Raw genomic sequence first — 21668 nt, 5'->3', positions numbered from 1 at the left:
CTATCAACGTTATAATCTTTAACATTGTCTATATACCTATTACGATTCCTGAAATATTATCAGATTCGCCTCTAGCCTTAACTAATTCTGTCATTTTCTTAATTCCGTCCTTTTTTGAGACATATTCCTTGATCTCATCGTTTAAAAGAAGCCTCCAAAGCCCGTCAGAACAAAGAAGAAAGCTTGTCCTCTTCTCAAGTGGCCCTTTATAAAATTCCGGATATACATTATCAGATGCGCCGATACATTGCAATAGAATATTTTTCTGCGAGCTTACTGCTGCCTCCTGCGGTGTCATCCTTCCCATGTCTATCTGTTGCTGTACATAGCTGTGATCATGCGATATCTGTATGATTCCCTTCCTATTGATCTTATATATTCTGGAATCACCAACGCTCATAGCAAAAAATTCATCACCGAGAAAAATTATTGCTGCAGCGGTTGTTCCAAGTTGAAAGCCCCTTTCTCTTCCGTACTGTTTAAGTCCCTCATTCATCTGACGTGAAATCATTTCCCACTCGTTCTGAATAAGCCCGTAAATGTAATTTTTGCTATTTCTATAGGCTGCAAGTTCTTCTGTCTCTGCATTAATTGACACCTCAGCCTCTCTTGACAGTATAGACGGAAATTCGTTTTGAAACCACTGTCCCATTCTGTTTATGAATGCTGCGCTTGCAACTTCTCCCTGAGACAAGCCACCCATTCCGTCACATAAACACGCAAAGCATACCTTTCCCATTTTTTCGGTCCGGGCATGCTTCACCAGCAGAGCATCCTGATTAACTTTCTTCCTGTTTCCAATATCTGAATTTACATCAACCGAATACTTCAATTCATTCCCCTCATCTTGTTACTACTGCTCAACAGCAACCCCACCGAGGTACTTAAGCATATTTCTTTCTATCAAAAAAGATCTTAATTCGCTGTAATTCTTACACTTATTTGAAACTGTGATCTTAGAATCACCTATCTGAATGATAATCGGAGCATTTGGGTTGCTTCCGTCCGAATTGATATAGATTCTATCAGTCTCACTCCAATTAATAAATGCTTTCTTCGTAAATGCCTTATAAAGAATACCCGATTCATCAACCTCAATTCTGGTAAAACATAGTCTTATTGCATTAAAGAAGTTGACAACTGCAGTAATAAACAGCATCTTGGCAAATGTTCTCGTAGATCCTATATGAATATCAAAAACAGCGCTTGCAACTAATACTGCTATAGCTACAACTGCTACTAATGCACTTTCCCTAACTGAATACTTTATTTTTATCTTCTCGTTCATAGTAACCTCACCATATTATACTGCCAATCCCCTTTGTATCAGGCATTATTCTCCGTAGAACTCAGACAGCTTCTTAATAAACTCCGTTCTGCTCTCATCTTCAAATCCACGGAACAACACCCTTTCAATGTCCTTATGCATGAACATAAACTGTGATTCTCCACCGAGATTTCCTTCCGGATAAAGAACTCCTATGTAATCATATTCCTGCTTAGTCTCAAGGTTCTGCTGCTTCACTCCAAAAATCATAAGCGGATGCTTTGAATCCCTGAGCCATATTACACTTCCGATTGGAAGCAATTCTTTTACTTTAACGTCCATTTTTTCCACTCTCCATATAATAATTTAAAAAAGACAACTAAATCCAAATATAATTACTATGACAGAGAAAACAAGCATTATCTTTGCCATGAGCCCCTCAGTGCCTTTAACTATGCCAAATAACGCAGATCCAAAAAGAATCCAAGTTAAGCTTTCTACCAATTTCGAAACATATGCAAACTTTTTCGAAATATCAATCATCAATAATGCAAAATATATTGCAGCAAGAACCAAAAAAATAATCTTTTTCACTTTTGAAAAGTTTATTGTTTTATCTGCATCTATTAACGGCTCAAACGAAACGCATTCATATATCCCATCCTTTACCATTCTACAGTTAAACTTACAGTCTATTTCTTTATTCGGCATACTTCCGGTAAAAGCCATCACACCTCTGTCAAACTCACAGTAAGCCTTTACATTTGGCGAATAAAAATAGTCTCCCATTACAAAATCAAATTTCTTTACTATTTTATATTCTTCCGCTCTCAATAAAAAAGTCTCTATTTTATTCCTACTAATTTTTTTTTCAGAATATAAACGAACTAATGATAAAAAAAGACTCACAAAGAAAAACAGCAGCATAAGTTTTACCCATTTTTCATTCCAACCGGTCCCAATAAAAAACACCCGAATCATAGTTGGTTCTTATGTAAAAAAGAGTAAAGAGTCCAAGTATAATTGAACTAGATGACAAAATAATTTGTAATTTAGCTATATTTTTAAAATAATTCTTTAATGGAATAACCTGCATTGCAAAAGCGTATAACAATATTATAATCCACCATGCTATTATCATTAATATCGTTACTATAAGCATATCCGTTACCACATTGACATTACTTTTTTATCAATGCCCTTTGTTCCAAATATTACTCTCCGTAGAACTCAGAAAGTTTCTTAATAAACTCCGTTCTGCTCTCATCTTCAAACCCACGGAACAGCACTCTTTCGATGTCCTTATGCATGAACATAAACTGTGATTCTCCTCCGAGATTTCCTTCCGGATAAAGAACTCCTATATAATCATATTCCTGCTTAGTCTCAAGGTTCTGCTGCTTCACTCCAAAAATCATAAGCGGATGCTTTGAATCCCTGAGCCATATTACACTACCGATCGGCAGTAATTCTTTTACTTTAACGTCCATTTTAACCCCTAATTATTTAAAAAGAATAGCAATTCCTAAAATAATCACCATAATTGAAAATCCAAACATAAGCTTTGCCAATATGCCTTTTGCGCCTTTATACAAATTAAATGACGCTACACCAAAAAGGGAAACACTTAATCCCTTTACCCATTTTGAAATAACATCTAAATATAACTGAGATATCCAAAGCATTACAAGCGCCAAGTCTATTGCAACCAAAACACAAAAAAACAATCTTAAAAATACGTGAAAAATCAATTTTTCTATTTGCATCAGATGAAATCTCATATGAAAGACATTCATATATCCCGTCTTTTACCTTTCTGCATGTAAATGCACAATCAGCTTCATGCACAGGTACATTTGCTGAAAACATAATTTTTCCACCACTAAACTCGCAATAAGATTTTACATTTGGCATATACACATAATCGCCCATCATCAAGTCGAAATCTTTCACTATTTTGTATTCTTCAGCTCTTAAAAAGAAAGTCTCTTCTTTAGGTAATACATGGCTTTTTCTATAAATATTTCCAAACAACGCTACTGCAAAAAATAAAAACGGAATAATCATAACAATTTTAATGCCAGACTCATCCCACTTACTTGCATTAAAAATACCCGAACTATAATGTGTTTTCAAATAAAATAAAGCAACTAATCCGGCTATAACTGAACATGATGATAAAAGCAATGTTATTTTAGGTGCGTTTTCCGATTGGTTTTTTAATGGAATAACGCGATATATATACGCAAACATAATCACCATTAGCTCCCATGCTATTATCATTAATATCGTTACTATAAGCATATCCGTCACCACATTGAAATTACTTTTTTATTCAATGCCCTTTGTTCCAAATATTATTCTCCGTAAAACTCAGACAGTTTCTTAATAAACTCCGTTCTGCTCTCGTCTTCAAATCCGCGGAACAACACTCTTTCAATATCCTTATGCATGAACATAAACTGTGATTCTCCTCCGAGATTTCCTTCCGGATAAAGAACTCCTATGTAATCATATTCCTGCTTAGTCTCAAGGTTCTGCTGCTTCACTCCAAAAATCATAAGCGGATGCTTTGAATCCCTGAGCCATATTACACTTCCGATTGGAAGCAATTCTTTTACTTTAACGTCCATTTTTCCCCCTGATCACTTAAAAAAACTACTAATTCCTACAATAATCAATAAAATTGAAAATCCCAACATAGCCTTTGCCAATATGCCTTTTGCGCCTTTATACAAATTAAATAGCGCTGCGCCAAAAAGGGAAACACTTAATCCCTGTACCCATTTTGAAATAACATCTAAATATAGCTGAGATATCCAAATCATTGCAAGTGCTAGGTCTATTGCAACCAAAACGCAAAAAGAGATCTTAAAAATTCGTGAAAAATCAATTTTTCTATTTGCATCAGATGACATCTCATATGAAAGACATTCATATATCCCGTCTTTTATCATTCTACACGTAAATTCACCATCCGCCTCACGATTCGGCATATTTCCCGTAAAAAACAATTTTCCCACCACTAAACTCACAATAGGATTTCACGTTTGGCATATAAATATAATCGCCCAATGTTAGATCAAACTCTTTCACTATTCTGTACTCTCCAGCCTTTAACTCAAACGTTTCTATCTTATTGTTTTTAACTTTTCCTTCAAAGAAAAAACGCAATAATGATGCAACGAGACACAAACAAAATAAAAACAGCATAAGTGCCACGCCTTCTTCATCCCATTTACTCTCGCCAAAAATTCCCGAACTATAATTTGTTTTTATATAAAAATATGCAAACACACCTAATATAACTGAGCATGACGATAAAACAATTTGCAATTTAGAAATATTCTCCGAATAATTTTTCAACGGAATGATTCTTGTTGCAAAAGCAAAAAAAGCCACTATTAGCCACCATGCTATTATCATTAATATCGTTACTATAAGCATATCCGTCACCACATTGAAATTACTTTTTTATCAATGCCCTTTGTTCCAAATATTATTCTCCGTAGAACTCAGACAGCTTCTCAATAAATTCTGTCCTACTCTCGTCTTCAAATCCGCGGAACAACACTCTTTCAATATCCTTATGCATGAACATAAACTGTGATTCTCCTCCGAGATTTCCTTCCGGATAAAGAACTCCTATGTAATCATATTCCTGCTTAGTCTCAAGGTTCTGCTGCTTAACTCCAAAAATCATAAGCGGATGCTTTGAATCCCTGAGCCATATTACACTGCCGATTGGCAGTAGATCTTTTACTTTAACGTCCATTTTAAATCCCTCTCGTAATTATTTAAAAAAGTTAGCTATTCCTGCAATAATCAATATGATTGAAAATCCAAGCATAAACTTTGCCATTATGCCTTTTGCGCCTTTATACAACTTTAATCCAGCAATTCCGAATAAGCTTATACTCAAGGAAGAAGTTAACCTCCCAATAAGATCAATGTTAAGTTCTGGTGCCTGAGATATCCAAATCATTACCAAAGCTAAATTCACAGCAATTAGTATGAAGAAAACAACATTCATTATTTGTGCAGCCCTAGCTCGTATATCTTTATTTACAATTTCATATGACAAACATTCATATATTCCGTCTTTAACCATTCTGCATGCAAATGCACAATCAACTTCATGCTCAGGTACGCTTATCGAAAATAAAATCTTTCCACCGCTGAACTCGCAATAAGATTTCACATTTGGCATATACATATAATCACCCATCATCAAATCGAAATCTTTCACTATTTGATATTCATCTGCTTTTAAAAAGATTGTTTCTTCTTTAGGTAATGCATGGCTCTTTCTATAAAAATTCCCAAACAACGTTACAACAAAACATAAAAACGGAATCCCCAAAATAATTGTAACGCTAGACTCATCCCATTTACTTGCATCAAAAATACCTGAACTATAATTTGTTTTCACATAAAATAAAGCAAATAATCCGGCTATAACTGAACATGCTGATAGAAGCAACATAATTTTTGGTATATTTTCCGAGTAGTTTTTTAATGGAATAATGTGGTATATATACGCAAACATAATCACTATTAATTCCCATGCTATTATCATTGATGCAGTTACTATAAACATATTAGCCCTCTATCTTTCCTTAATATATTTTTTTACAAAAAGCTCATTATACGAAATATATTAAAAGTTACTCTTTACTTTCAAAACAGTTATATGAGTATAAGCCTCATATTCGCTCTCTAATACCTAGGATATAAAATCTGCAACTGCTTCAGCACAGTCACACAAAATATCTGCAACATTCTCTCCAACATTTTTTCCTGTTAACATCTTACTTCCTTCATTAACTATCCAAACTACTCCTACACTAAGCGCTCCAACTGCAATAACAGGCGCTGATGTTCCAACTATTGCTGTAAGAATCGCTCCAGAAGCTGCTGTTGCTGCAGATGATAAAAGTGTAGACGTTGCTGTTTCAAGTACTGTCTCAGCAACAACTCTTTCGTTTGACATCTCTATGCCGGACTGGCGTGCAAGCTCCTGTTCTGCAACATTATCCACAGCGCTAAACGCAAGATCAGCTGCCACTCCAAGCCATTTCACTCCGGTCTTGAAATTCTTTACCTTTGCAGCTGCCTCCGCTTCATTTGCTAACGCTTCCATTGCATCATCAGGTAAATCATTTTGTATTGCAGAAATAACCGCTTTTTGGCGAGCTTTTTCAGCACTTTTAAAAAAATACGAGTTAAAATCAGACTTTAATGATCTTTTTGCTACTTCAGCAGCACTTACATTTACTAAATCATCACCTTCTTGTGAAATTGATTTTATAAAACTTCCCTTCTCAAAGCTTGAATAAAGCGTTTTTTTCGCATCGAAAAATATATCATCTTTATTCTTTTCAAGTTCAGCAGTAAATGCTAATGTTCCAGTCCAATTTGCAGCTCCAGTTGTAAAGTCTTTCATAAACTTATAGCCTGCTTTTGTTCTGGCTTTCATATCATCGCCGGAAATGACCATATTAACTATATCATTAAACGTCTTTCCAATCGTTCCGATTGATCCAATGGTCCCCTGAACAAGCCCTTTGATGTCAAGCTTTCCATTAACTACTTTTCCAACAAGTTGCTTTTGAGCATCAGGATGCAGTTCTTCAAGAACCTCTGCAAAAGCCTCCGCTTCAGTTGCAGTTATTTCGGTGGCTTGAGTGTTCAATACTTCTTTCAAAGCCTCAAGATTATATGCGCCGTTTTCATCTTTCCATTTTTCTTTGCACTTATCTTTAATAGAAACTGGGTCGCATAATTTCTCAATTCCGTCCTTCCATGAATCATTAAGCTCAAAAGTGCCTGTTTTCTTAACAAAATTTGTAGATAAATACTCTATTCCTTTATTGGCAGCATCTCTGTACGACTTACTATTCTCAAACAAGTTTGCTGTTGCATTGTTTATCTCATCAAACAGCCTTTCACGAGATTCCCAAAACTCCTTCTCTCTGCGATAGCTATCGGCTGCTTGTTTATGGCAACGATATTCATGTCTCCAATAATGCTTTTCTTCCGGAGAAACTCCATGTGATCTACTTTCACACTCATCAGCTGCTTCACGCTCTCTACGCTCGTTTTCTGCTGCCCGCCTTTTACTTGGCAGGATTACTCTTCCGTCCAAAACAAGCCCTTCTGTAAGGAAGGATTTAAGAGTTTTATTATCCATAATATCGCAATCATTTGCTGTTATTATTGCACCAATAAGTGTTACAATCGCTTCACACTGTTTTAAAAAATTACTAGCTGCCCTTCCCATAAATATAACCGAATTGGCTGCTTTATATACATCTCTTATACCATTTAATCTTACATTGCTCTCTGATAACACGCTTATTGATTCATCACACTGAATATTCAATTGATTCATATCCAAGAAATCGCTCTCTACCATTTTTCACTCCTCTGTTCCACTATTATTTACTATGCGCCGCACGTTAGACCATAACCTGTTTATGGCGTAGTTCCATTCGCAGAGCTCGACGATACATTATAACTAAAAGTATTTTGATACTGCTGTATAGCCACGCCTTCAGTATCTTTAAAGCTCCTCACAACAATTGCAATGTTTGTACTTTCTGAGCTTGTCATACGCTGTTTTGCAATTCGAATATCCTTTTCTCTATCAATCGCTTCATGAGCTTTTCCATTAGCAGCTATCGTACTTTTAACGTCTTTCTTTCCTTCGTTAAAATCTCTGCCCAAAATACTTCCATTAGCAACAACTGCTTTTCTAAATTCCTCGATATTATCATAATCAAGTTTTATTTCCGTTGAATTACCTGCCATTTTCTCATTCTCCTTACATTTTAATTTTTATTTTCATTATCCTTGTTCATCTCAACTTTGATATCCCGTTCTTTGTCACTCAGCTTCTGTAATGTTCCTCTTTCTTGCTGCTCCAGAACATCATAATACTCTTCCTGCTCATATTTATGTTTTCTAAACACAGAAAGACGTTCTTCGTAAATTCTTACAAGTTCTTTCTCTCGATTTATATTAGGGTCATCCAATTCTCTGGATTCTTTCTCTAACCTGTAAACCAGTTCCTCGTTTCTATCTTCAAGTTCCCTTCTTATCCCGGCATATCTGCTTTGCACTTCTTCTTTCTCAATCTGAATTGCTTTAAGCTCCTTCTGATAATCACGCTTTTCTTTTTCCATGCCCGTCCCTCTCATCTTCTATATTTAGCCATTGTATTAATCAGCTCATTTATATAATCTTTGAAAAAAATCACATAAATCAACTCACTATAATTTTTGTTATATCATAGGAGAGCAATTTCCTATGATATAACAAAATCAGGTTACAACAGAAAAAATCCGTTGTAACCCGAATTGAGATCCCCATGTTATCCACGGAACTGAGAAGCAATATCGTTATCTGTCTCTTCTACGATTGTAGCTGTAGAATCAAGTGCAGATGCGATCTCTCTGATAAGCTCTTCAGCCTTAATAAATCCGGGCTTAAGCTCCTCATAACGTGCTGCGTATGACTCGCTTGCAGCACCTTCCCACTCAGACTGAAGCTGTCCAAGTAAGCTGTCCATCTTTGAGATGACTCCGTTTACTGTATCAGCCTCTGTGCGGTACTGGCCTGCTCTCTCTCTCATCTGGGCAGGTGTAATTCTAATCTGGTTTGCCATAATTTTATCCTCCTTGTGGCATAAATAGAATAAATATGCTAACTCGTTTCCAAGTAGCTAACTGAATTTATAGGACTCTTTCCTTTTCGAGTACAAATAATCTGCATTCAAATCCTATGTTTTATATGTTGTGAATATGTTGTTTACGCGTTTGCTTTTTATTCACATTTAAAATATCCAGGCTTTATTATTACATGAGTTTTTGCCGTTGTAAAGGGGTTTTTTTTTACGAAATTTTACAAATATTTGTTAAACAATGTGTTAACTTAATATATTTTTCAAGACGCATTAACTTAATCTGACTACATTTTTTGTTAAGCTATAAATTAAGTTTACATTTTTGAGTCAGCCTTAATATCATAAAAGAAAATCGAAAAAACAAACCCATGCTGCCCCCAAAAGACTGCATGGGTTTCAAATATTATTTCAAAGTATTAGTCAAGCGGATACTTATCTGTGAGCTTCTTGATGATAGCGCGTGCTTCATCATTCTTCTCACCCTTGTTCTTGATAACAACGGCGATGGCTTCAGCGATCTGATCCATATCTTCTGTGTTCATTCCTCTTGTTGTTACGGCAGGAGTTCCGAGACGGATTCCGCTTGTAACAAAAGGAGACTGCTGCTCGTTAGGGATAGTGTTCTTGTTGGCTGTGATATGAGCATCGTCAAGCCATGCCTCAACTTCCTTACCTGTAAGGCCGAAGTTTGTAAGGTCAACAAGCATAAGGTGGTTGTCTGTACCGCCTGATACGATCTTAACGCCTCTCTTCATGAGACCATCGCAGAGAGCCTTTGCGTTCTCAACAACGTTCTTTGCATACTCTGTAAATTCAGGAGAAAGAGCTTCCTTAAAGCAAACAGCCTTGGCAGCGATAACATGCTCAAGAGGGCCACCTTGGATTCCGGGGAATACAGCCTTGTTAATCTTGAACTTGTCCTGAGCGGACTGATTCCAAAGGATAAGTCCTCCTCTGGGTCCTCTGAGTGTCTTATGCGTTGTTGTTGTAACAACATCCGCATAAGGGAAAGGACTGGGATGAACACCTGCAGCAACAAGACCTGCAATGTGTGCCATATCAACCATGAGGATTGCTCCGCATGCGTCAGCAGCTTCTCTGAACTTCTTGAAATCTATTGTTCTGCAGTATGCAGATGCACCTGCAATAATAAGCTTGGGCTTGTGCTCTACGGCGAGTTTGTACATCTCTTCGTAGTCAAGCACTCCGTTATCATCAACTCCGTAAGGAACTACCTTGAAATATGTTCCTGAAATGTTAGCCGGGCTTCCGTGAGTAAGATGTCCGCCCTGGCTGAGATTCATACCCATGATGGTATCACCGGGCTGCAAAAGTGCAAACTGAACAGCCAGATTAGCCTGTGCACCTGAATGAGGCTGAACATTTGCATAATCGCAATGGAAGAGCTCTTTTGCTCTCTCGATGGCGATCTTCTCAACTTCATCAACTACGTGACATCCGCCGTAATATCTTTTTCCCGGCAATCCTTCAGCATATTTATTTGTAAGCGGGCTTCCCATTGCAGACATAACAGCCTTGCTGGTCCAGTTCTCCGATGCGATAAGCTCGATATGATTATTCTGGCGCTCGACTTCCGCCTCAATCAATGAAGCGATCTCAGGGTCAATCTTTCTGACTTCATCCAATGAATACATTTCAACTCCTCCGAAATAATTGGTTAAATTCGACAATTTAATGTGTTAAAGCAACATCTTGCATATCGTACCATATATATGAAAAAAATGCTATAATGTTGGGGATTAATTATTTTTTTAACAGAGGACGCATATGTATTACTGTATAATCAACCCATCAGCAAGATCCGGAAAGGGAAAAGACATTTGGACCGGCCTTGAATATAAATTTATTTCTGCGGGAATCGAATACACTCCTGTCTTCACGGAAGGTCCCGGACACGCATCGAAACTGATGTCACAGTTCATCACATCTGCAAGCGAAGAAGACTATCCAATAAAAGTTATCGTCCTTGGAGGCGACGGAACGCTCAACGAAGCAATAAACGGAATAACCGATTTTGAAAAAGTAATTGTCGGCTACGTGCCTCTCGGTTCAAGTAATGATTTCTCAAGGGATCTTAGCTATCCGAAAGAATACGACGATCTTCTTGAGCGCATAATAGACGGCAAAGTCATAAGAACCCTCGATATAGGAAAACTCACCTACGGTTCAATGACAAAACCGATATCCAGATTATGTAAGACAACACCTGACAAGGTCAGATATTTCGGCGTAAGCTCGGGAATAGGATTTGACGCAGCGGTATGCGAAGAAGCCCTCTCATCGGGAACAAAGAATTTCCTTAATAAAATGGGACTCGGAAAGCTGACCTACGGAATAATCGCAATAAAACAGCTGATAAAAGCAGATAAGATACCGTGCGATATTGAATTTGAAAACGGCAAACAGATACATTTGTCACACTTCTTATTTATCGCATCAATGATACACCGCTACGAAGGCGGCGGATTTAATTTTGCCCCGAAGGCAAGTCTGACCGACGGCAAATTTGACCTATGCATTGTGGGCGATATGAAGAGGGCAAAAATGATGCTTGCTCTTCCGTTCTCATTCTTTGGTCTTCACTACTACTTTAAAGGCGTTTACAAATACAGAACATCCAGAATAAGAATCAAGACCATGCTTCCCATGTGGGTACATACCGACGGCGAAGTTTCGGTGAAATCAGATGACATCACATTGGAATGTTTAAAACAAAAGCTCCGTCTCATGACCTGAGACAGAGCTTTTTATCATTATAATTGTGCTATCTTATTCAATTGTATCTGAAAGCAAGCTTCTCTTCTTTTCTTCTGCAGAAATTCTCCATTGCCGATGTACGGTAATAGAAAATATAGAAGATAACAGCCATCAAGATCGCGGTCGCAACATCATAAACCGAATGCTGCTTCACGAACATGGTTGAAAGAATAATAAGTGTTCCTAAAATGTCACTTGAAATCTTTAATCTCTTATTAAATTTCTTACTTTTTCGGACAGCAATCATGGTTCCGATTGAGTTATATACATGAATACTCGGCCAAAGGTTTGCCGACGTATCTTTGCTGTATATGATCTGCACAAGCGCGGTAAAAATATTATCCCTTGGCATAACAGCCGGCCTTAAGTGCTGTACATTCGGAAAAAGAGTCGATATTACAAGGAACAATGTCATTCCCGTAGTCAGGAAAAAGAAGTTCTTGTAATAATCCTCCACTTCCAACGTCAGTATAAAGAAAACCAGCGTAAGTGATACGTAAAAGAACCATAAATAATACGGAACAATAAACGCTTCTATAAATGGAATCCTGTCATCAAGCGCCGTATGTATAACGGCATAGTGTGAAAATCTGTGTTTCTCTATTATTGAGAACCAGGTAATATACAAAGCACCATACATAAGAAGCGGCATTGCCATTCCGAATACATTCTTTAAATAGCCCTTGTCAGGCTTTTTTCCAACAAGTCTTTCGAATATATCTTTCATAATTTCCTCATAGGTGTATTTGCTACTTCTGTATCTCAAACTACTTTATCACTTTATCGTTATTAATTAAAGTGAAAAATTTTCTGTAATAATTTATATCCGGCCAAAGTTATCTTTCTGCCGCCTTTTCCGGGCAAATAAATATATGTGCCTTCAATACTGTATCTGATTCTTACATATAACCAGTAATTCTTGTCCTTGATGTAGTTTAAAAGATCTTTTCTCTTGGCAAGATTTTCCGTTGTATCTTCCGTAATAAGAAGCACCGAAGAAATAGCTGTAATAATCTCCAGATAATTAAACATATATCTGTATCTCTCAGGCTGCGACTTGATCATTCCGATATTCTCAACGTAATAATCAATCATGAGCTTATTTACCCTGATCTGCTGATCGATACGTGAAAGCATGATCTTCTGGTTAACCGACTGGTCCTCACGCCCGATGTAATAATAATAGAAATTAACATCGAGGTAGTACATCGTCTTTACAAAAGGAAGCGGATTGAACACATAAATATTATCTACATAGAATGTGTGCTCAGGGAGCTTTAATCCGCACTGCTTTAAAAGCTTCGTCCTGAATATTACAGAATGCATGAGAAGATAATGTCCCTTGGGAGTTCTCTTTATGTCTTTCCATGAAAAGAGCTCTTCAACAGGAAACATCGTGTTGTAGCGCATAACCTTATGTCTCTTCTCGCCCACTTTGTTATATACAAAATTGCTGATCAAAAGATCAAGCTGAGTATCTCCGCCCGCAAGATCTGCAAGTGTCGACAATATTTTTCTGTAGGCAATCTCTTTTACCCAGTCATCCGAATCAACTACCTTGAAGAAAAGACCTGTAGCATTCTCAAGTCCGGCATTTACGGCACTGCCGTGTCCGCCGTTGGGCTTATGGATTGCTTTTACGATCGTGGGATATTTTGCCGCATATTCATCGGCTATCTCCGCTGTTCTATCCTTTGATCCGTCATCAACGACTAAAATTTCTACATCCTCACCGCCAACAAGCAGCGACTCTATGCATTTAGCCATGTACCCTTCTGAATTGTAGCAGGGAATCGCAACTGAAAGTAATTTCATACTATATTTAACTCCTTAATCTGGTACTTTCATATTTTTCCATCGTTGTCAGGCAGTTTCTAAGATCGTTGTATCTGCCGTCTACATCCCCCTCGTTAATGACAACGCCAACCGACATCGCCATTATATCAATCATATCGTTAGTAATTATCGGATGAAGCTTACACAAAATATCATTCTTTTCGGAAGCAAGGTCTGCGTCCAAAAATTTTATCACAAGCGGATCAAGGTTAAGATCGCGCGCCTCATCATCAATGCTCTTCTCCATAACTTCAGAGCGTTCGTAAGAAGTATCTACTTTAAACTTCGGTGCTGAAGTTACTTTTTTCTCATCACTCATCTTTCCTGCCTCACTAATCTCGTTATCTACTTCATTTTCGGTTTTTGTGGTTTTTGTGACTTCTACAAAATCGTCCGTATCAGCTTTTTCAGCTTTTTCAGCTCTATCAACCTTTTCAAAGCGAAATCTCTGTTCAACATCCGGATATTTCTCCCTGTCGACTTCCGACATGAACATTGAAAGAGGTCTGCAATAAACCGAATAGTCCCCATATAATGCCTGATAGACCACCATTTCTTCCCTTGTCTCGGAATGAATTGCAATAGTGACTATCTGATACATTTTCCCCTTAAAATGTCTGTATAACTCCTGTGGTTTTGGTACCGGTCTTTCCAAAAAAATCTACCTCCCTATAAGCGTAAACAATGTTTAGTATAAGCCCAAAATCGTTCTTTTTCAAATATCATTTAACTTTTTGATCGCGGGTGCAACCTATTATGACCATCTCAACACTGATAATATAATCAAGCTTTCCGGTCTTAACAGCTTCATCATTTGAAGCACACAGTTCAAGCGCATCTCTCAGCTCTTCAATTGTGTAATTGCCTGCCCATCCCACGTATTTACCGACAAGGAACGGTGCCAACCCCACGGCACTTGCAATCTGCGCTTTGTCCTTGTGATTTTGGGTCATCTCTTTTATCTGGAGCATTAAATTAAACTGCCTTGTTATTAGAGCAAGTATCTTTGCGGGTGGTTCCTTAAGCGCAAGAAGATCGTAGTAAAGATTTATCGCCACAGTCCTCTTTCTCTCTACGATTGCATCCGTCATTGCAAAGATACGGCCTGTAAGCCAGTTCGCACATACAGTCTCCACATCTTCATCCGTGATCTCATTTCTGTCTATGCAGTAGCAGACAAGCTTTTCTATCTCGGTACTTATATTTGACATATCTGTTCCGACGCGTCCCAAAAACAGTGCAAGGGCACGTGGAGAGATTGTTTTTCCCTCAGCTTTGAGTTTACCTGCGATCCACCTTCTCAAGGTATCTTCGCTCTGCTCATCGCAGCTGATATCAAGTCCAAGCTTAGATGCAGCTTTATAAATGTCTTTTCTCTTGTCTACTTCCTTCTCAACAAAAATAAAGTAGGTTGTCTCCGACGGTTTCTTAAGATAATCCGCAAGTTCAGGACAACCGTTCTTGAAAAATCCGCTGTTCTCGATAAGTATCACTCTCTTATCGGATAAAAAGGGCATTGTCTCAGCCATATCGATTATCTCAGCCGGATTGCAGCCATCACCCTCGTATCTGGTGAAATTCATTGAAGAAGCGTCTACCCCCATGGCCTTAACAAGTTTATCCTTGTTCTGGAGCCTCAGATAAGCCTCATCGCCGTACAAAAGATAGCAAGGCTTAAAATTCCCGCTTGCTATATCTTCATTTATCTGTCTCTGCTTCACCGGAAAATCTGATGTCTTAACTGCCATAAATAATCACACTCCATTCAATATGTTACCACAAATGCGCCAAAAACTCACCCGAATATATCATTTCAGATGCTCTATTTTTCATTCAGAAATTTCTTTGTTTCCAACACACCGTCTCTTACGTTTATAATGACAGCCCCCGATTCGTCAGTCCGGTATACTTCCGCACCGATATTCTCAAGCCTCTCAAGCGTCTCCTTATGCGGATGACCGTAGGTATTGTTTTCCCCGCAGCTTATGACGGCTATCTTCGGATTTATAAGCTCAAGAAATTCCGCATCAGTCGTATATTTAGACCCGTGATGAGCAACTTTCAGTAAAGTTACATTCTTAAAAATCTGTGGATTGTTTCTTATGGTCTCCTTGATATTCTCCTGCCCTTCCTCCTCCACATCTCCGGTAAAAAGAGCTTTAAACTCCCCTCTGCTCATCAAAAGAACTGTAGAATACGCATTCGCGCCATCCGTAGTCATTCCTTTATCGGGATTTATGCACAAAAACTTTGATTTTCCCACGGTAATCTCCTCTCCTGTCGAAATATAAGAAACAGGAATGCCAAGCCCCACTGCTCTCTTCTCAAGTTCTCTGTAATTATCACCTCTCGATTTTTCCGAAACATCGGGAAGAATCAGTCTCTTTATCCTTATCCCGCCTTTTTCCATATCATCCATTATTTCAAAAAGGCCCGAAATATGGTCGTTATCTTCATGCGTAACAATCGCCGCGTCAAGACTTCCTATCGCTCTGTATTTAAGATAAGGGATTATCGAGTACCTTCCGACTTCCTTTTCCGAAGTACTTCCGCCGTCTATAAGTATGCGCTCACTTCCGTCTTCTATCACAATCCCGTCGCCCTGCCCGACATAAAGTGTAGATATCATCAGCTCAGGTTTGGGGCTGTATATCAAAACAGCGACAGCTATTGCTATCAAAGCCCGCCTTATGTTTTTTTCCATATTCGATGATATATGAATGTTTCTAATTCTGCCTTTTTGGAAAAAGAGCGCCAGTCCTACAATCATACAATAACATGCGATTTTAATTTCGCCCGCATGACCTATGTATAGAGTATTCCCCGGAAAATTAATCTGAACTCCGCATACGCCTTTGTAAAAAAGAAGTATCAAGTGCGCAATGATTCCAGGAACCGTTCCCGGAACACCTGCTGTAAAAAGGCAGAAAATCCCCATGACCATCAGCACACTTACAAGCGGGATTATTATCATATTTGATATTAAAGAAAACAGTGGATATGTGAAATAATACGACATATATATCGGTAAAGTGGAAATCATGATAGAAAAACCAAGAATAAGCCCTGAACAGATTGCCTGATTCATTTTGTAAAAGACATTATCATCATCGCCTGAAAACTTAAGCTTTCCGCTCTCTCTTTTCTCAAAAAGCTTTTCAAGCGCCGGTCTTACGACCGTAACGCCTATGACAGCACAAAAAGAAAATAAAAATCCGCTGTTATATAAATAGAGCGGACAATCAAGAACCAGCAGAATCTCGGCTATAGCAAGTCCAGATAAAATATCATATGTTCTCCCAAGGAACGGAGCCAGCAGCCTTATTGTAAACATACATATCGCCCTGAAAGAAGACGATCCGACACCGCACATCTCCCCATACAGATACATTACAGCTATCGGAATCACCGTATAAAATACCGGCTTAATCTTGCACTTTCGAAGCGCTTTATAAAGTCCCATTCCGATTATGGATATATGAAGTCCGCTAACGGCAAGAATATGCATTATCCCACTGTTTTTATACATATCCTTTATATCATCATCCATAAAGGCCTTATCGCCCAGGATCATAGCCTTTAACACGGCCGAATCGTCATCACTGAGCACAGGATTCCGGTCAAGATTCTTTTCCAAAAGCATCTTAAGATCATAAAGTCTCTCCCGAAGAACATCCTCTCTTCCGTCCGTCTCCGTAATTTCAGCATTATATAATTTAAAAGCAATCTTCAAGGTCGCATAGTACAAGCGACTGTCAAATCCTCCGGGATTTCTTACTTTCTTAAACGACGTAAATTTCCCTCGTATCTTAACGTGCTCGCCGACAGAAGGGACATAAACATCTCCCTCTTTTAAACTGCACATTACATATTTCATTTTTCCGATTGAGATATTCTGTGGAACCACATAAATAACATAAAGACTTTCACCTGACTGATCGGGACGGGCTTCTTTCCTTGCCACAACGCCGGTAACCAAGCCCGTTTCCCCATCTTGACGATCAGGTAATTCATATAAATAATTCGTAAAAGAAATTCTAAGATAAATAAAGACAATCGCCGTAATGACCAGTGCAACCGGACACAACGGTCTTTTCACTTATATAAAACTCCTTATTTTGAAATAATATCGGTATTCTTTTCGTATGCACCGGAAATATTATAATCCATAAAGGTAAACGAAGAATCTCCGTCAACCGAAATAACCACTCTGTCTACATCCGGAAGCTCAGTTGCAGTATTTACTATAGAATAAAGCGCAACCTGCACCGTGACATTATTGGACTGAGTAAGGAAGGATGAATCAAAATCAATAAAGCAAACCTTGTCCTTGATATTAACACTGTTGATCTTGGTATCCTTATTGATCGTAGGAAAGGCATCATTTGTGTTAGGACCGTTTATAAGCTGTTCAATCCTTAATTTTTCCTCGGAAATATTGCTGTTATATACAACATATCTGTATACACGCTTAAGTTTATCTCCTGCCTTGTTTGCAAAATACAGCGTGATTTCCTTTTTCTTATTTTTATTAATTTCGCTGTCAACATTGTAGATAAAATCCTCACCTTTCATAGGACCTATAGCATTTCCCGAATGGTCTTTTAAAGGTGCGGGCTCATATGGATCGTCTGTTGCCGAATCGGCATCGCCTTCGGAATTCATACGAACAGCCTCTTTTTTACCCACACAAAAATATACATAATCTATACCTTCAAGCTGTGTAAATGTACGTACTATCGCAGCTCTGGTAAGAACCTCTTTGGTTATTCCAAGCTTGTCGTACTGAGCACCGAACTCAAGCTTAAGAACATTATTTACGTAAGTGTATCTATTAAGCCAGGCATCTCCGACCACATCACCATTTTTTTCGTTGGGCTTCTCTCCGGATTCATCGCCGGATATGGGAGCCTCATACAGGCTCTTTCCCGGACTCTCCTCAAGCTTCTGGACAAGCTCTGTTATCGCACCGTACATATCCTTTGTGGGATCTGTCTTAAGTTCGTACTCAACCGGCACAATACTTGTCTCATCCGTTTTCACGTAGTAAACATTTATCTTGTTGTCTGCTTCGATCTTTTTTTTCGCCACATGAAACCAGAAAAACGGATGTAAGTATGCTTGCTGCACAAAACAATATTCTATTTTTCATAAAGCAGCTGGTTCTCATAACATATCTCTCTTACTTCTGATTTGTGTAAATAAGCGGTATCTTAACGGTAAAGGTTGTTCCCTTATCCACTTCACTGTCTACATCGATAGTTCCTCTATGCATAAGGATCGCATTTCGTACGATTGCAAGTCCAAGTCCCGTACCGCCGATCTGTCTCGATCTTGACTTCTCAACTCGGTAAAATCTCTCATAAATATGATCGAGCGATTCCTTCGGAATACCCATACCGGTATCCATAACCTTTACAACAAAGAACTGCTGGTCGGCATCAACTTCAACCTTAACCTGACCTTTATCCTTGTTGTATTTTATCGCATTTTCAACAAGATTCATAACAACAAGCGATATTTTTACTTCATCTATCTCTGCCGTTACTGCACGCTTACTCTCAAGTGTAAGCTCAATGTTATGTTTAACAGCAATAGGTCTTAATCTCTTGCAGACTATCTCAACAAGCTCGACAACATCAACGCTTGTGATATTAAGGTCCGCTGCTGTTTTATCCATCTTAACAAGAGAAAGAAGATCGTTGATTATCTTATCCTCTCTGTCTATCTCACTTACAATATCCACCATGAAATCTTTATAGACTTCATTCGGAACATTGTCCTGTGCCAAAAGAGAATCCGCCAAAACCTTCATTGAAGTGATAGGCGTCTTAAGCTCATGCGACACGTTGGAAACAAACTCCTGACGCGAATCGTCAAGAACCTTCATTCGCTTAAGCAACGCATTGAAAGCTTTGATAATCTGCTCCGTTTCAAGGAAGTTAGGTCCGATAATAGGCTCATCGGTATATCCAGCCTTAACGTCATCAATCGCAGCCGTAATTCTGTCAAATGGCTGTAACAACGCTGCAGATACAACCGCAGCATAGACGAATATAACCAGAATAATGATGACCTCAATGGTTGTAGCTCTTCTGCTAAGAACCTCAAGAGTCGCCTCAATGGAGTCTGTCGATACACTTGTAAGGATAACTCCTCTAACAACCTCCGTAGGCTCATTCTTATCCGATATATCACCTTCCTGAATAATAGGCGCCTGAATAATAGGGGTAACTACCTCGATAAAACCATCATCATGGTTATATCTGGAAACCGCCCCTTTTGAGCCCTTTTTAAGACAGTTTACAACTTCTTCGGAGATAATAGTTTTACCTTCGTTGATATTGTAAGTGTCCTTAATAACTTTAAGCTCATTATTAATAACCATCACACGTCCGTCGTAAATGGTAGTCAGCATATCCAGCTCCGCATTTACGACTTCCGATGATGTATTTGTAAAGTACTCATTCGTAATAAGGTGATTAGCCAAAATTCTCAGCTGTGTCTGAACGCCTTTTGAATTGACATTGACAGCACGATCTTCATAACTTTGAAGGATCAGAATATGCATTATAACGCATGAAAATAATCCTGTCAGAAATACAATTATGAAAAATCGTGCTCTTAGACTTTTTAATAGGTTACTGATCTTTATTTGTTTAAAAAAACTTAAAATCACACCAATATAACGTTTCATATTTTTAGCTGTGGATTATGCCTGGAAATAATATCCACTTCCCCACTTTGTTCTGATGTACTGTGGCTCGCTCGGATTAGCCTCAAGCTTCTCACGAAGTCTTCTGATATGTACATCTACAGTTCTTGCATCGCCCTTGAAATCCCAATCCTTATTCCAAACAACATCCATAAGCATGTCTCTTGTATAAGGCTTTCCGGCATGTACCGCAAGATATTCCAAAAGCTCATACTCACGAACTGTTACATCGATTTCTTTATCGTTAATAAAAACTCTTCTGTACTCCTGATAAATCTTAAGATCGCCGAACTGAAGGCACTTATCATCAAGAGTAGCCTTTGCTGATCTTCTGATTATTGCCTTGATCCTGGCCTTAACTTCCAAAATATTGAATGGCTTTGTGATATAATCGTCCGCGCCGTTTTCAAGACCAAGAATCTTGTCCATGTCATCGCCCTTAGCTGTAAGCATTATGATCGGAACATTTGAAAATTCCCTGATCTGCTGACAAGCATCAAGACCCGACATAACAGGTAACATAAGATCAAGAAGAATGATGTCGTATTTATGGTGTTTAGCCATATCAACGGCTTCTTCGCCATCGTAAGCACAGTCAACCACGAAATCATCCTGCTCCAAGCTGAACTTAATTCCTTTTACAATTGTCTTTTCGTCATCAACAACCAAAACTTTTTTACTCATAATCCACCCATTCCTATAATTTTGTTATACAGTGATGTATTCTTTTATATTGGAAAAAAGCTTGTCTTTAATACCGGATATTTCCATTATATCTTCTATGGAATTGAATTTTCCATTCTGTTGACGGTACTTAACAATTCTCGCCGCTATGCTATCGCCTATCCCCGGGAGAGTCTTAAGTTCCTCTTCGGTAGCTGAATTAATATTAATCAATTCACAGTTAACCGATTTTACATCAACATCATGTCCGGTTTTGTCAAAAGAATTAAAATCTTCCGACAAGACATTGCCCTTTCCCTTAATCTCTTCCGTCTCTTCGAGAGTTGGAATTCTTAATTTAGCACCATCGGATATTTCGGCTGCAAGATTGACATAAGTAGTATCAGCCTCGTCACTAAATCCTCCGGCAGCAATAACAGCGTCATTTATCCTACTTCCAAAAGAAAGCTCATATACTCCGGGTTCGGATACTGCACCACATACATATACGACAAGCACTTGGGAACTGATTTCTTCCGAACTTCCGATGCTTTCCTCACCGGTACTGTCATCCGAATAAGACTCTGCCCCTTCGTCACTTATCATCTTGTTCATAACAGGCTCTGTTTCAGCCTTTGTCGAAGTGCATCCGGTCAGTATGCATACTATACCGAACAACACTAAAAAGATTTTTTGCATGTATCCTCCATTACAGAGGTCCC

General features: G+C 38.4%; 26 protein-coding genes. 1 reads left to right on the top strand and 25 read right to left on the bottom strand.

The window, feature by feature from the left end; translation table 11 throughout:
* Positions 1-28 precede the first annotated feature (28 nt).
* The 16 genes from CD00_RS0102035 to glyA all read right to left on the bottom strand — a co-directional run bounded on the left by CD00_RS0102035 (position 29) and on the right by glyA (position 10609).
* Positions 29-832: a PP2C family protein-serine/threonine phosphatase gene (locus tag CD00_RS0102035; protein ID WP_026654384.1), complete on the bottom strand. Its 804-nt coding sequence runs from the start codon at positions 830-832 to the stop codon at positions 29-31.
* 21 nt (positions 833-853) lie between these two features.
* Complete coding sequence (locus tag CD00_RS0102030; RefSeq protein WP_026654383.1) at positions 854-1288, bottom strand: hypothetical protein; 435 nt, start codon at positions 1286-1288, stop codon at positions 854-856.
* A 45-nt stretch (positions 1289-1333) separates the two neighbouring features.
* On the bottom strand, positions 1334-1609 hold the full coding sequence (locus tag CD00_RS0102025; protein ID WP_026654378.1) for a DUF4176 domain-containing protein: 276 nt from the start codon (positions 1607-1609) through the stop codon (positions 1334-1336).
* A 24-nt stretch (positions 1610-1633) separates the two neighbouring features.
* Entirely contained in the window at positions 1634-2101 is a 468-nt protein-coding gene (locus CD00_RS0102020; protein ID WP_026654382.1) for a hypothetical protein, read from the bottom strand.
* Between the two features lie 380 nt (positions 2102-2481).
* Positions 2482-2757, bottom strand: coding sequence for a DUF4176 domain-containing protein (locus tag CD00_RS0102010; protein ID WP_026654378.1), 276 nt, complete (start codon positions 2755-2757; stop codon positions 2482-2484).
* 106 nt (positions 2758-2863) lie between these two features.
* Positions 2864-3550 carry a hypothetical protein gene (locus tag CD00_RS0102005; RefSeq protein ID WP_207640433.1) on the bottom strand — a complete coding sequence of 229 codons (687 nt, stop codon included), beginning with the start codon at positions 3548-3550 and terminating at the stop codon, positions 2864-2866.
* Positions 3551-3624: 74 nt separating this feature from the next.
* The gene (locus tag CD00_RS0102000; RefSeq protein ID WP_026654378.1) at positions 3625-3900 is read right to left on the bottom strand and encodes a DUF4176 domain-containing protein; all 276 of its coding nucleotides are present in this window, start codon (positions 3898-3900) and stop codon (positions 3625-3627) included.
* A gap of 12 nt (positions 3901-3912) precedes the next feature.
* Complete coding sequence (locus CD00_RS0101995) at positions 3913-4224, bottom strand: hypothetical protein (protein WP_185750372.1); 312 nt, start codon at positions 4222-4224, stop codon at positions 3913-3915.
* A 25-nt stretch (positions 4225-4249) separates the two neighbouring features.
* Complete coding sequence (locus CD00_RS0101990; protein WP_207640432.1) at positions 4250-4693, bottom strand: hypothetical protein; 444 nt, start codon at positions 4691-4693, stop codon at positions 4250-4252.
* Positions 4694-4766: 73 nt separating this feature from the next.
* Positions 4767-5042: a DUF4176 domain-containing protein gene (locus CD00_RS0101985; protein WP_026654375.1), complete on the bottom strand. Its 276-nt coding sequence runs from the start codon at positions 5040-5042 to the stop codon at positions 4767-4769.
* A gap of 18 nt (positions 5043-5060) precedes the next feature.
* Positions 5061-5867 carry a hypothetical protein gene (locus tag CD00_RS0101980; protein WP_026654374.1) on the bottom strand — a complete coding sequence of 269 codons (807 nt, stop codon included), beginning with the start codon at positions 5865-5867 and terminating at the stop codon, positions 5061-5063.
* Between the two features lie 126 nt (positions 5868-5993).
* Complete coding sequence (locus tag CD00_RS0101975; protein ID WP_026654373.1) at positions 5994-7685, bottom strand: hypothetical protein; 1692 nt, start codon at positions 7683-7685, stop codon at positions 5994-5996.
* 59 nt (positions 7686-7744) lie between these two features.
* The gene (locus CD00_RS0101970; RefSeq protein ID WP_026654371.1) at positions 7745-8080 is read right to left on the bottom strand and encodes a TIGR04197 family type VII secretion effector; all 336 of its coding nucleotides are present in this window, start codon (positions 8078-8080) and stop codon (positions 7745-7747) included.
* 20 nt (positions 8081-8100) lie between these two features.
* The gene (locus CD00_RS0101965) at positions 8101-8454 is read right to left on the bottom strand and encodes a hypothetical protein (RefSeq protein WP_026654370.1); all 354 of its coding nucleotides are present in this window, start codon (positions 8452-8454) and stop codon (positions 8101-8103) included.
* A gap of 188 nt (positions 8455-8642) precedes the next feature.
* Entirely contained in the window at positions 8643-8936 is a 294-nt protein-coding gene (locus CD00_RS0101960) for a WXG100 family type VII secretion target (RefSeq protein ID WP_026654369.1), read from the bottom strand.
* 434 nt (positions 8937-9370) lie between these two features.
* Positions 9371-10609: a serine hydroxymethyltransferase gene (gene glyA / locus CD00_RS0101955; protein ID WP_026654368.1), complete on the bottom strand. Its 1239-nt coding sequence runs from the start codon at positions 10607-10609 to the stop codon at positions 9371-9373.
* A 133-nt stretch (positions 10610-10742) separates the two neighbouring features.
* Here glyA and CD00_RS0101950 point away from each other — a divergent pair, with 133 nt between their 5' ends.
* A complete protein-coding gene (locus CD00_RS0101950; RefSeq protein WP_026654367.1) occupies positions 10743-11711 on the top strand; it encodes a diacylglycerol/lipid kinase family protein in 969 nt (322 codons plus the stop codon).
* Positions 11712-11748: 37 nt separating this feature from the next.
* On the opposite strand, the gene CD00_RS16840 is transcribed toward CD00_RS0101950, so the two are convergent.
* From CD00_RS16840 to CD00_RS0101905, 9 genes are all read right to left on the bottom strand, one after another.
* The gene (locus CD00_RS16840) at positions 11749-12459 is read right to left on the bottom strand and encodes a phosphatase PAP2 family protein (protein ID WP_026666943.1); all 711 of its coding nucleotides are present in this window, start codon (positions 12457-12459) and stop codon (positions 11749-11751) included.
* Between the two features lie 62 nt (positions 12460-12521).
* A complete protein-coding gene (locus tag CD00_RS0101940; protein WP_026654366.1) occupies positions 12522-13547 on the bottom strand; it encodes a glycosyltransferase family 2 protein in 1026 nt (341 codons plus the stop codon).
* Between the two features lie 7 nt (positions 13548-13554).
* Positions 13555-14169, bottom strand: coding sequence for a DUF1653 domain-containing protein (locus CD00_RS0101935; protein ID WP_081811959.1), 615 nt, complete (start codon positions 14167-14169; stop codon positions 13555-13557).
* A gap of 121 nt (positions 14170-14290) precedes the next feature.
* On the bottom strand, positions 14291-15316 hold the full coding sequence (holA, locus tag CD00_RS0101930) for a DNA polymerase III subunit delta (protein ID WP_051199201.1): 1026 nt from the start codon (positions 15314-15316) through the stop codon (positions 14291-14293).
* Positions 15317-15390: 74 nt separating this feature from the next.
* Positions 15391-17667, bottom strand: coding sequence for a DNA internalization-related competence protein ComEC/Rec2 (locus tag CD00_RS0101925; protein WP_081811811.1), 2277 nt, complete (start codon positions 17665-17667; stop codon positions 15391-15393).
* Positions 17668-17681: 14 nt separating this feature from the next.
* A complete protein-coding gene (locus CD00_RS0101920; RefSeq protein WP_185750371.1) occupies positions 17682-18659 on the bottom strand; it encodes a GerMN domain-containing protein in 978 nt (325 codons plus the stop codon).
* Between the two features lie 91 nt (positions 18660-18750).
* Positions 18751-20139 carry a sensor histidine kinase gene (locus tag CD00_RS0101915; protein WP_330365501.1) on the bottom strand — a complete coding sequence of 463 codons (1389 nt, stop codon included), beginning with the start codon at positions 20137-20139 and terminating at the stop codon, positions 18751-18753.
* 141 nt (positions 20140-20280) lie between these two features.
* Positions 20281-20967, bottom strand: coding sequence for a response regulator transcription factor (locus CD00_RS0101910; RefSeq protein WP_026654359.1), 687 nt, complete (start codon positions 20965-20967; stop codon positions 20281-20283).
* 24 nt (positions 20968-20991) lie between these two features.
* Positions 20992-21645: a helix-hairpin-helix domain-containing protein gene (locus CD00_RS0101905; RefSeq protein ID WP_026654358.1), complete on the bottom strand. Its 654-nt coding sequence runs from the start codon at positions 21643-21645 to the stop codon at positions 20992-20994.
* Between the last annotated feature and the right edge of the window lie 23 nt (positions 21646-21668).

The sequence above is a fragment of the Butyrivibrio sp. AE3003 genome, assembly GCF_000686065.1.
Lineage (GTDB): Bacteria > Bacillota > Clostridia > Lachnospirales > Lachnospiraceae > Butyrivibrio > Butyrivibrio hungatei_A.
The sequence above is the reverse complement of the archived record's forward strand: the minus strand, read 5'-3'. Positions and strand labels throughout refer to the sequence as shown.

Bases quoted from the DNA above. Each gene is read 5' to 3' on its own strand.
- CD00_RS0102030 (WP_026654383.1), bottom strand. From the start codon at position 1,288: ATGAACGAGAAGATAAAAATAAAGTATTCAGTTAGGGAAAGTGCATTA.
- CD00_RS0102025 (WP_026654378.1), bottom strand. From the start codon at position 1,609: ATGGACGTTAAAGTAAAAGAATTGCTTCCAATCGGAAGTGTAATATGG.
- CD00_RS0102010 (WP_026654378.1), bottom strand. From the start codon at position 2,757: ATGGACGTTAAAGTAAAAGAATTACTGCCGATCGGTAGTGTAATATGG.
- CD00_RS0102005 (WP_207640433.1), bottom strand. From the start codon at position 3,550: ATGATAATAGCATGGGAGCTAATGGTGATTATGTTTGCGTATATATAT.
- CD00_RS0102000 (WP_026654378.1), bottom strand. From the start codon at position 3,900: ATGGACGTTAAAGTAAAAGAATTGCTTCCAATCGGAAGTGTAATATGG.
- CD00_RS0101995 (WP_185750372.1), bottom strand. From the start codon at position 4,224: ATGATAAAAGACGGGATATATGAATGTCTTTCATATGAGATGTCATCT.
- CD00_RS0101990 (WP_207640432.1), bottom strand. From the start codon at position 4,693: ATGATAATAGCATGGTGGCTAATAGTGGCTTTTTTTGCTTTTGCAACA.
- CD00_RS0101985 (WP_026654375.1), bottom strand. From the start codon at position 5,042: ATGGACGTTAAAGTAAAAGATCTACTGCCAATCGGCAGTGTAATATGG.
- CD00_RS0101980 (WP_026654374.1), bottom strand. From the start codon at position 5,867: ATGTTTATAGTAACTGCATCAATGATAATAGCATGGGAATTAATAGTG.
- CD00_RS0101975 (WP_026654373.1), bottom strand. From the start codon at position 7,685: ATGGTAGAGAGCGATTTCTTGGATATGAATCAATTGAATATTCAGTGT.
- CD00_RS0101970 (WP_026654371.1), bottom strand. From the start codon at position 8,080: ATGGCAGGTAATTCAACGGAAATAAAACTTGATTATGATAATATCGAG.
- CD00_RS0101965 (WP_026654370.1), bottom strand. From the start codon at position 8,454: ATGGAAAAAGAAAAGCGTGATTATCAGAAGGAGCTTAAAGCAATTCAG.
- CD00_RS0101960 (WP_026654369.1), bottom strand. From the start codon at position 8,936: ATGGCAAACCAGATTAGAATTACACCTGCCCAGATGAGAGAGAGAGCA.
- glyA (WP_026654368.1), bottom strand. From the start codon at position 10,609: ATGTATTCATTGGATGAAGTCAGAAAGATTGACCCTGAGATCGCTTCA.
- CD00_RS0101950 (WP_026654367.1), top strand. From the start codon at position 10,743: ATGTATTACTGTATAATCAACCCATCAGCAAGATCCGGAAAGGGAAAA.
- CD00_RS16840 (WP_026666943.1), bottom strand. From the start codon at position 12,459: ATGAAAGATATATTCGAAAGACTTGTTGGAAAAAAGCCTGACAAGGGC.
- CD00_RS0101940 (WP_026654366.1), bottom strand. From the start codon at position 13,547: ATGAAATTACTTTCAGTTGCGATTCCCTGCTACAATTCAGAAGGGTAC.
- CD00_RS0101935 (WP_081811959.1), bottom strand. From the start codon at position 14,169: ATGTATCAGATAGTCACTATTGCAATTCATTCCGAGACAAGGGAAGAA.
- holA (WP_051199201.1), bottom strand. From the start codon at position 15,316: ATGGCAGTTAAGACATCAGATTTTCCGGTGAAGCAGAGACAGATAAAT.
- CD00_RS0101915 (WP_330365501.1), bottom strand. From the start codon at position 20,139: ATGCATATTCTGATCCTTCAAAGTTATGAAGATCGTGCTGTCAATGTC.
- CD00_RS0101910 (WP_026654359.1), bottom strand. From the start codon at position 20,967: ATGAGTAAAAAAGTTTTGGTTGTTGATGACGAAAAGACAATTGTAAAA.
- CD00_RS0101905 (WP_026654358.1), bottom strand. From the start codon at position 21,645: ATGCAAAAAATCTTTTTAGTGTTGTTCGGTATAGTATGCATACTGACC.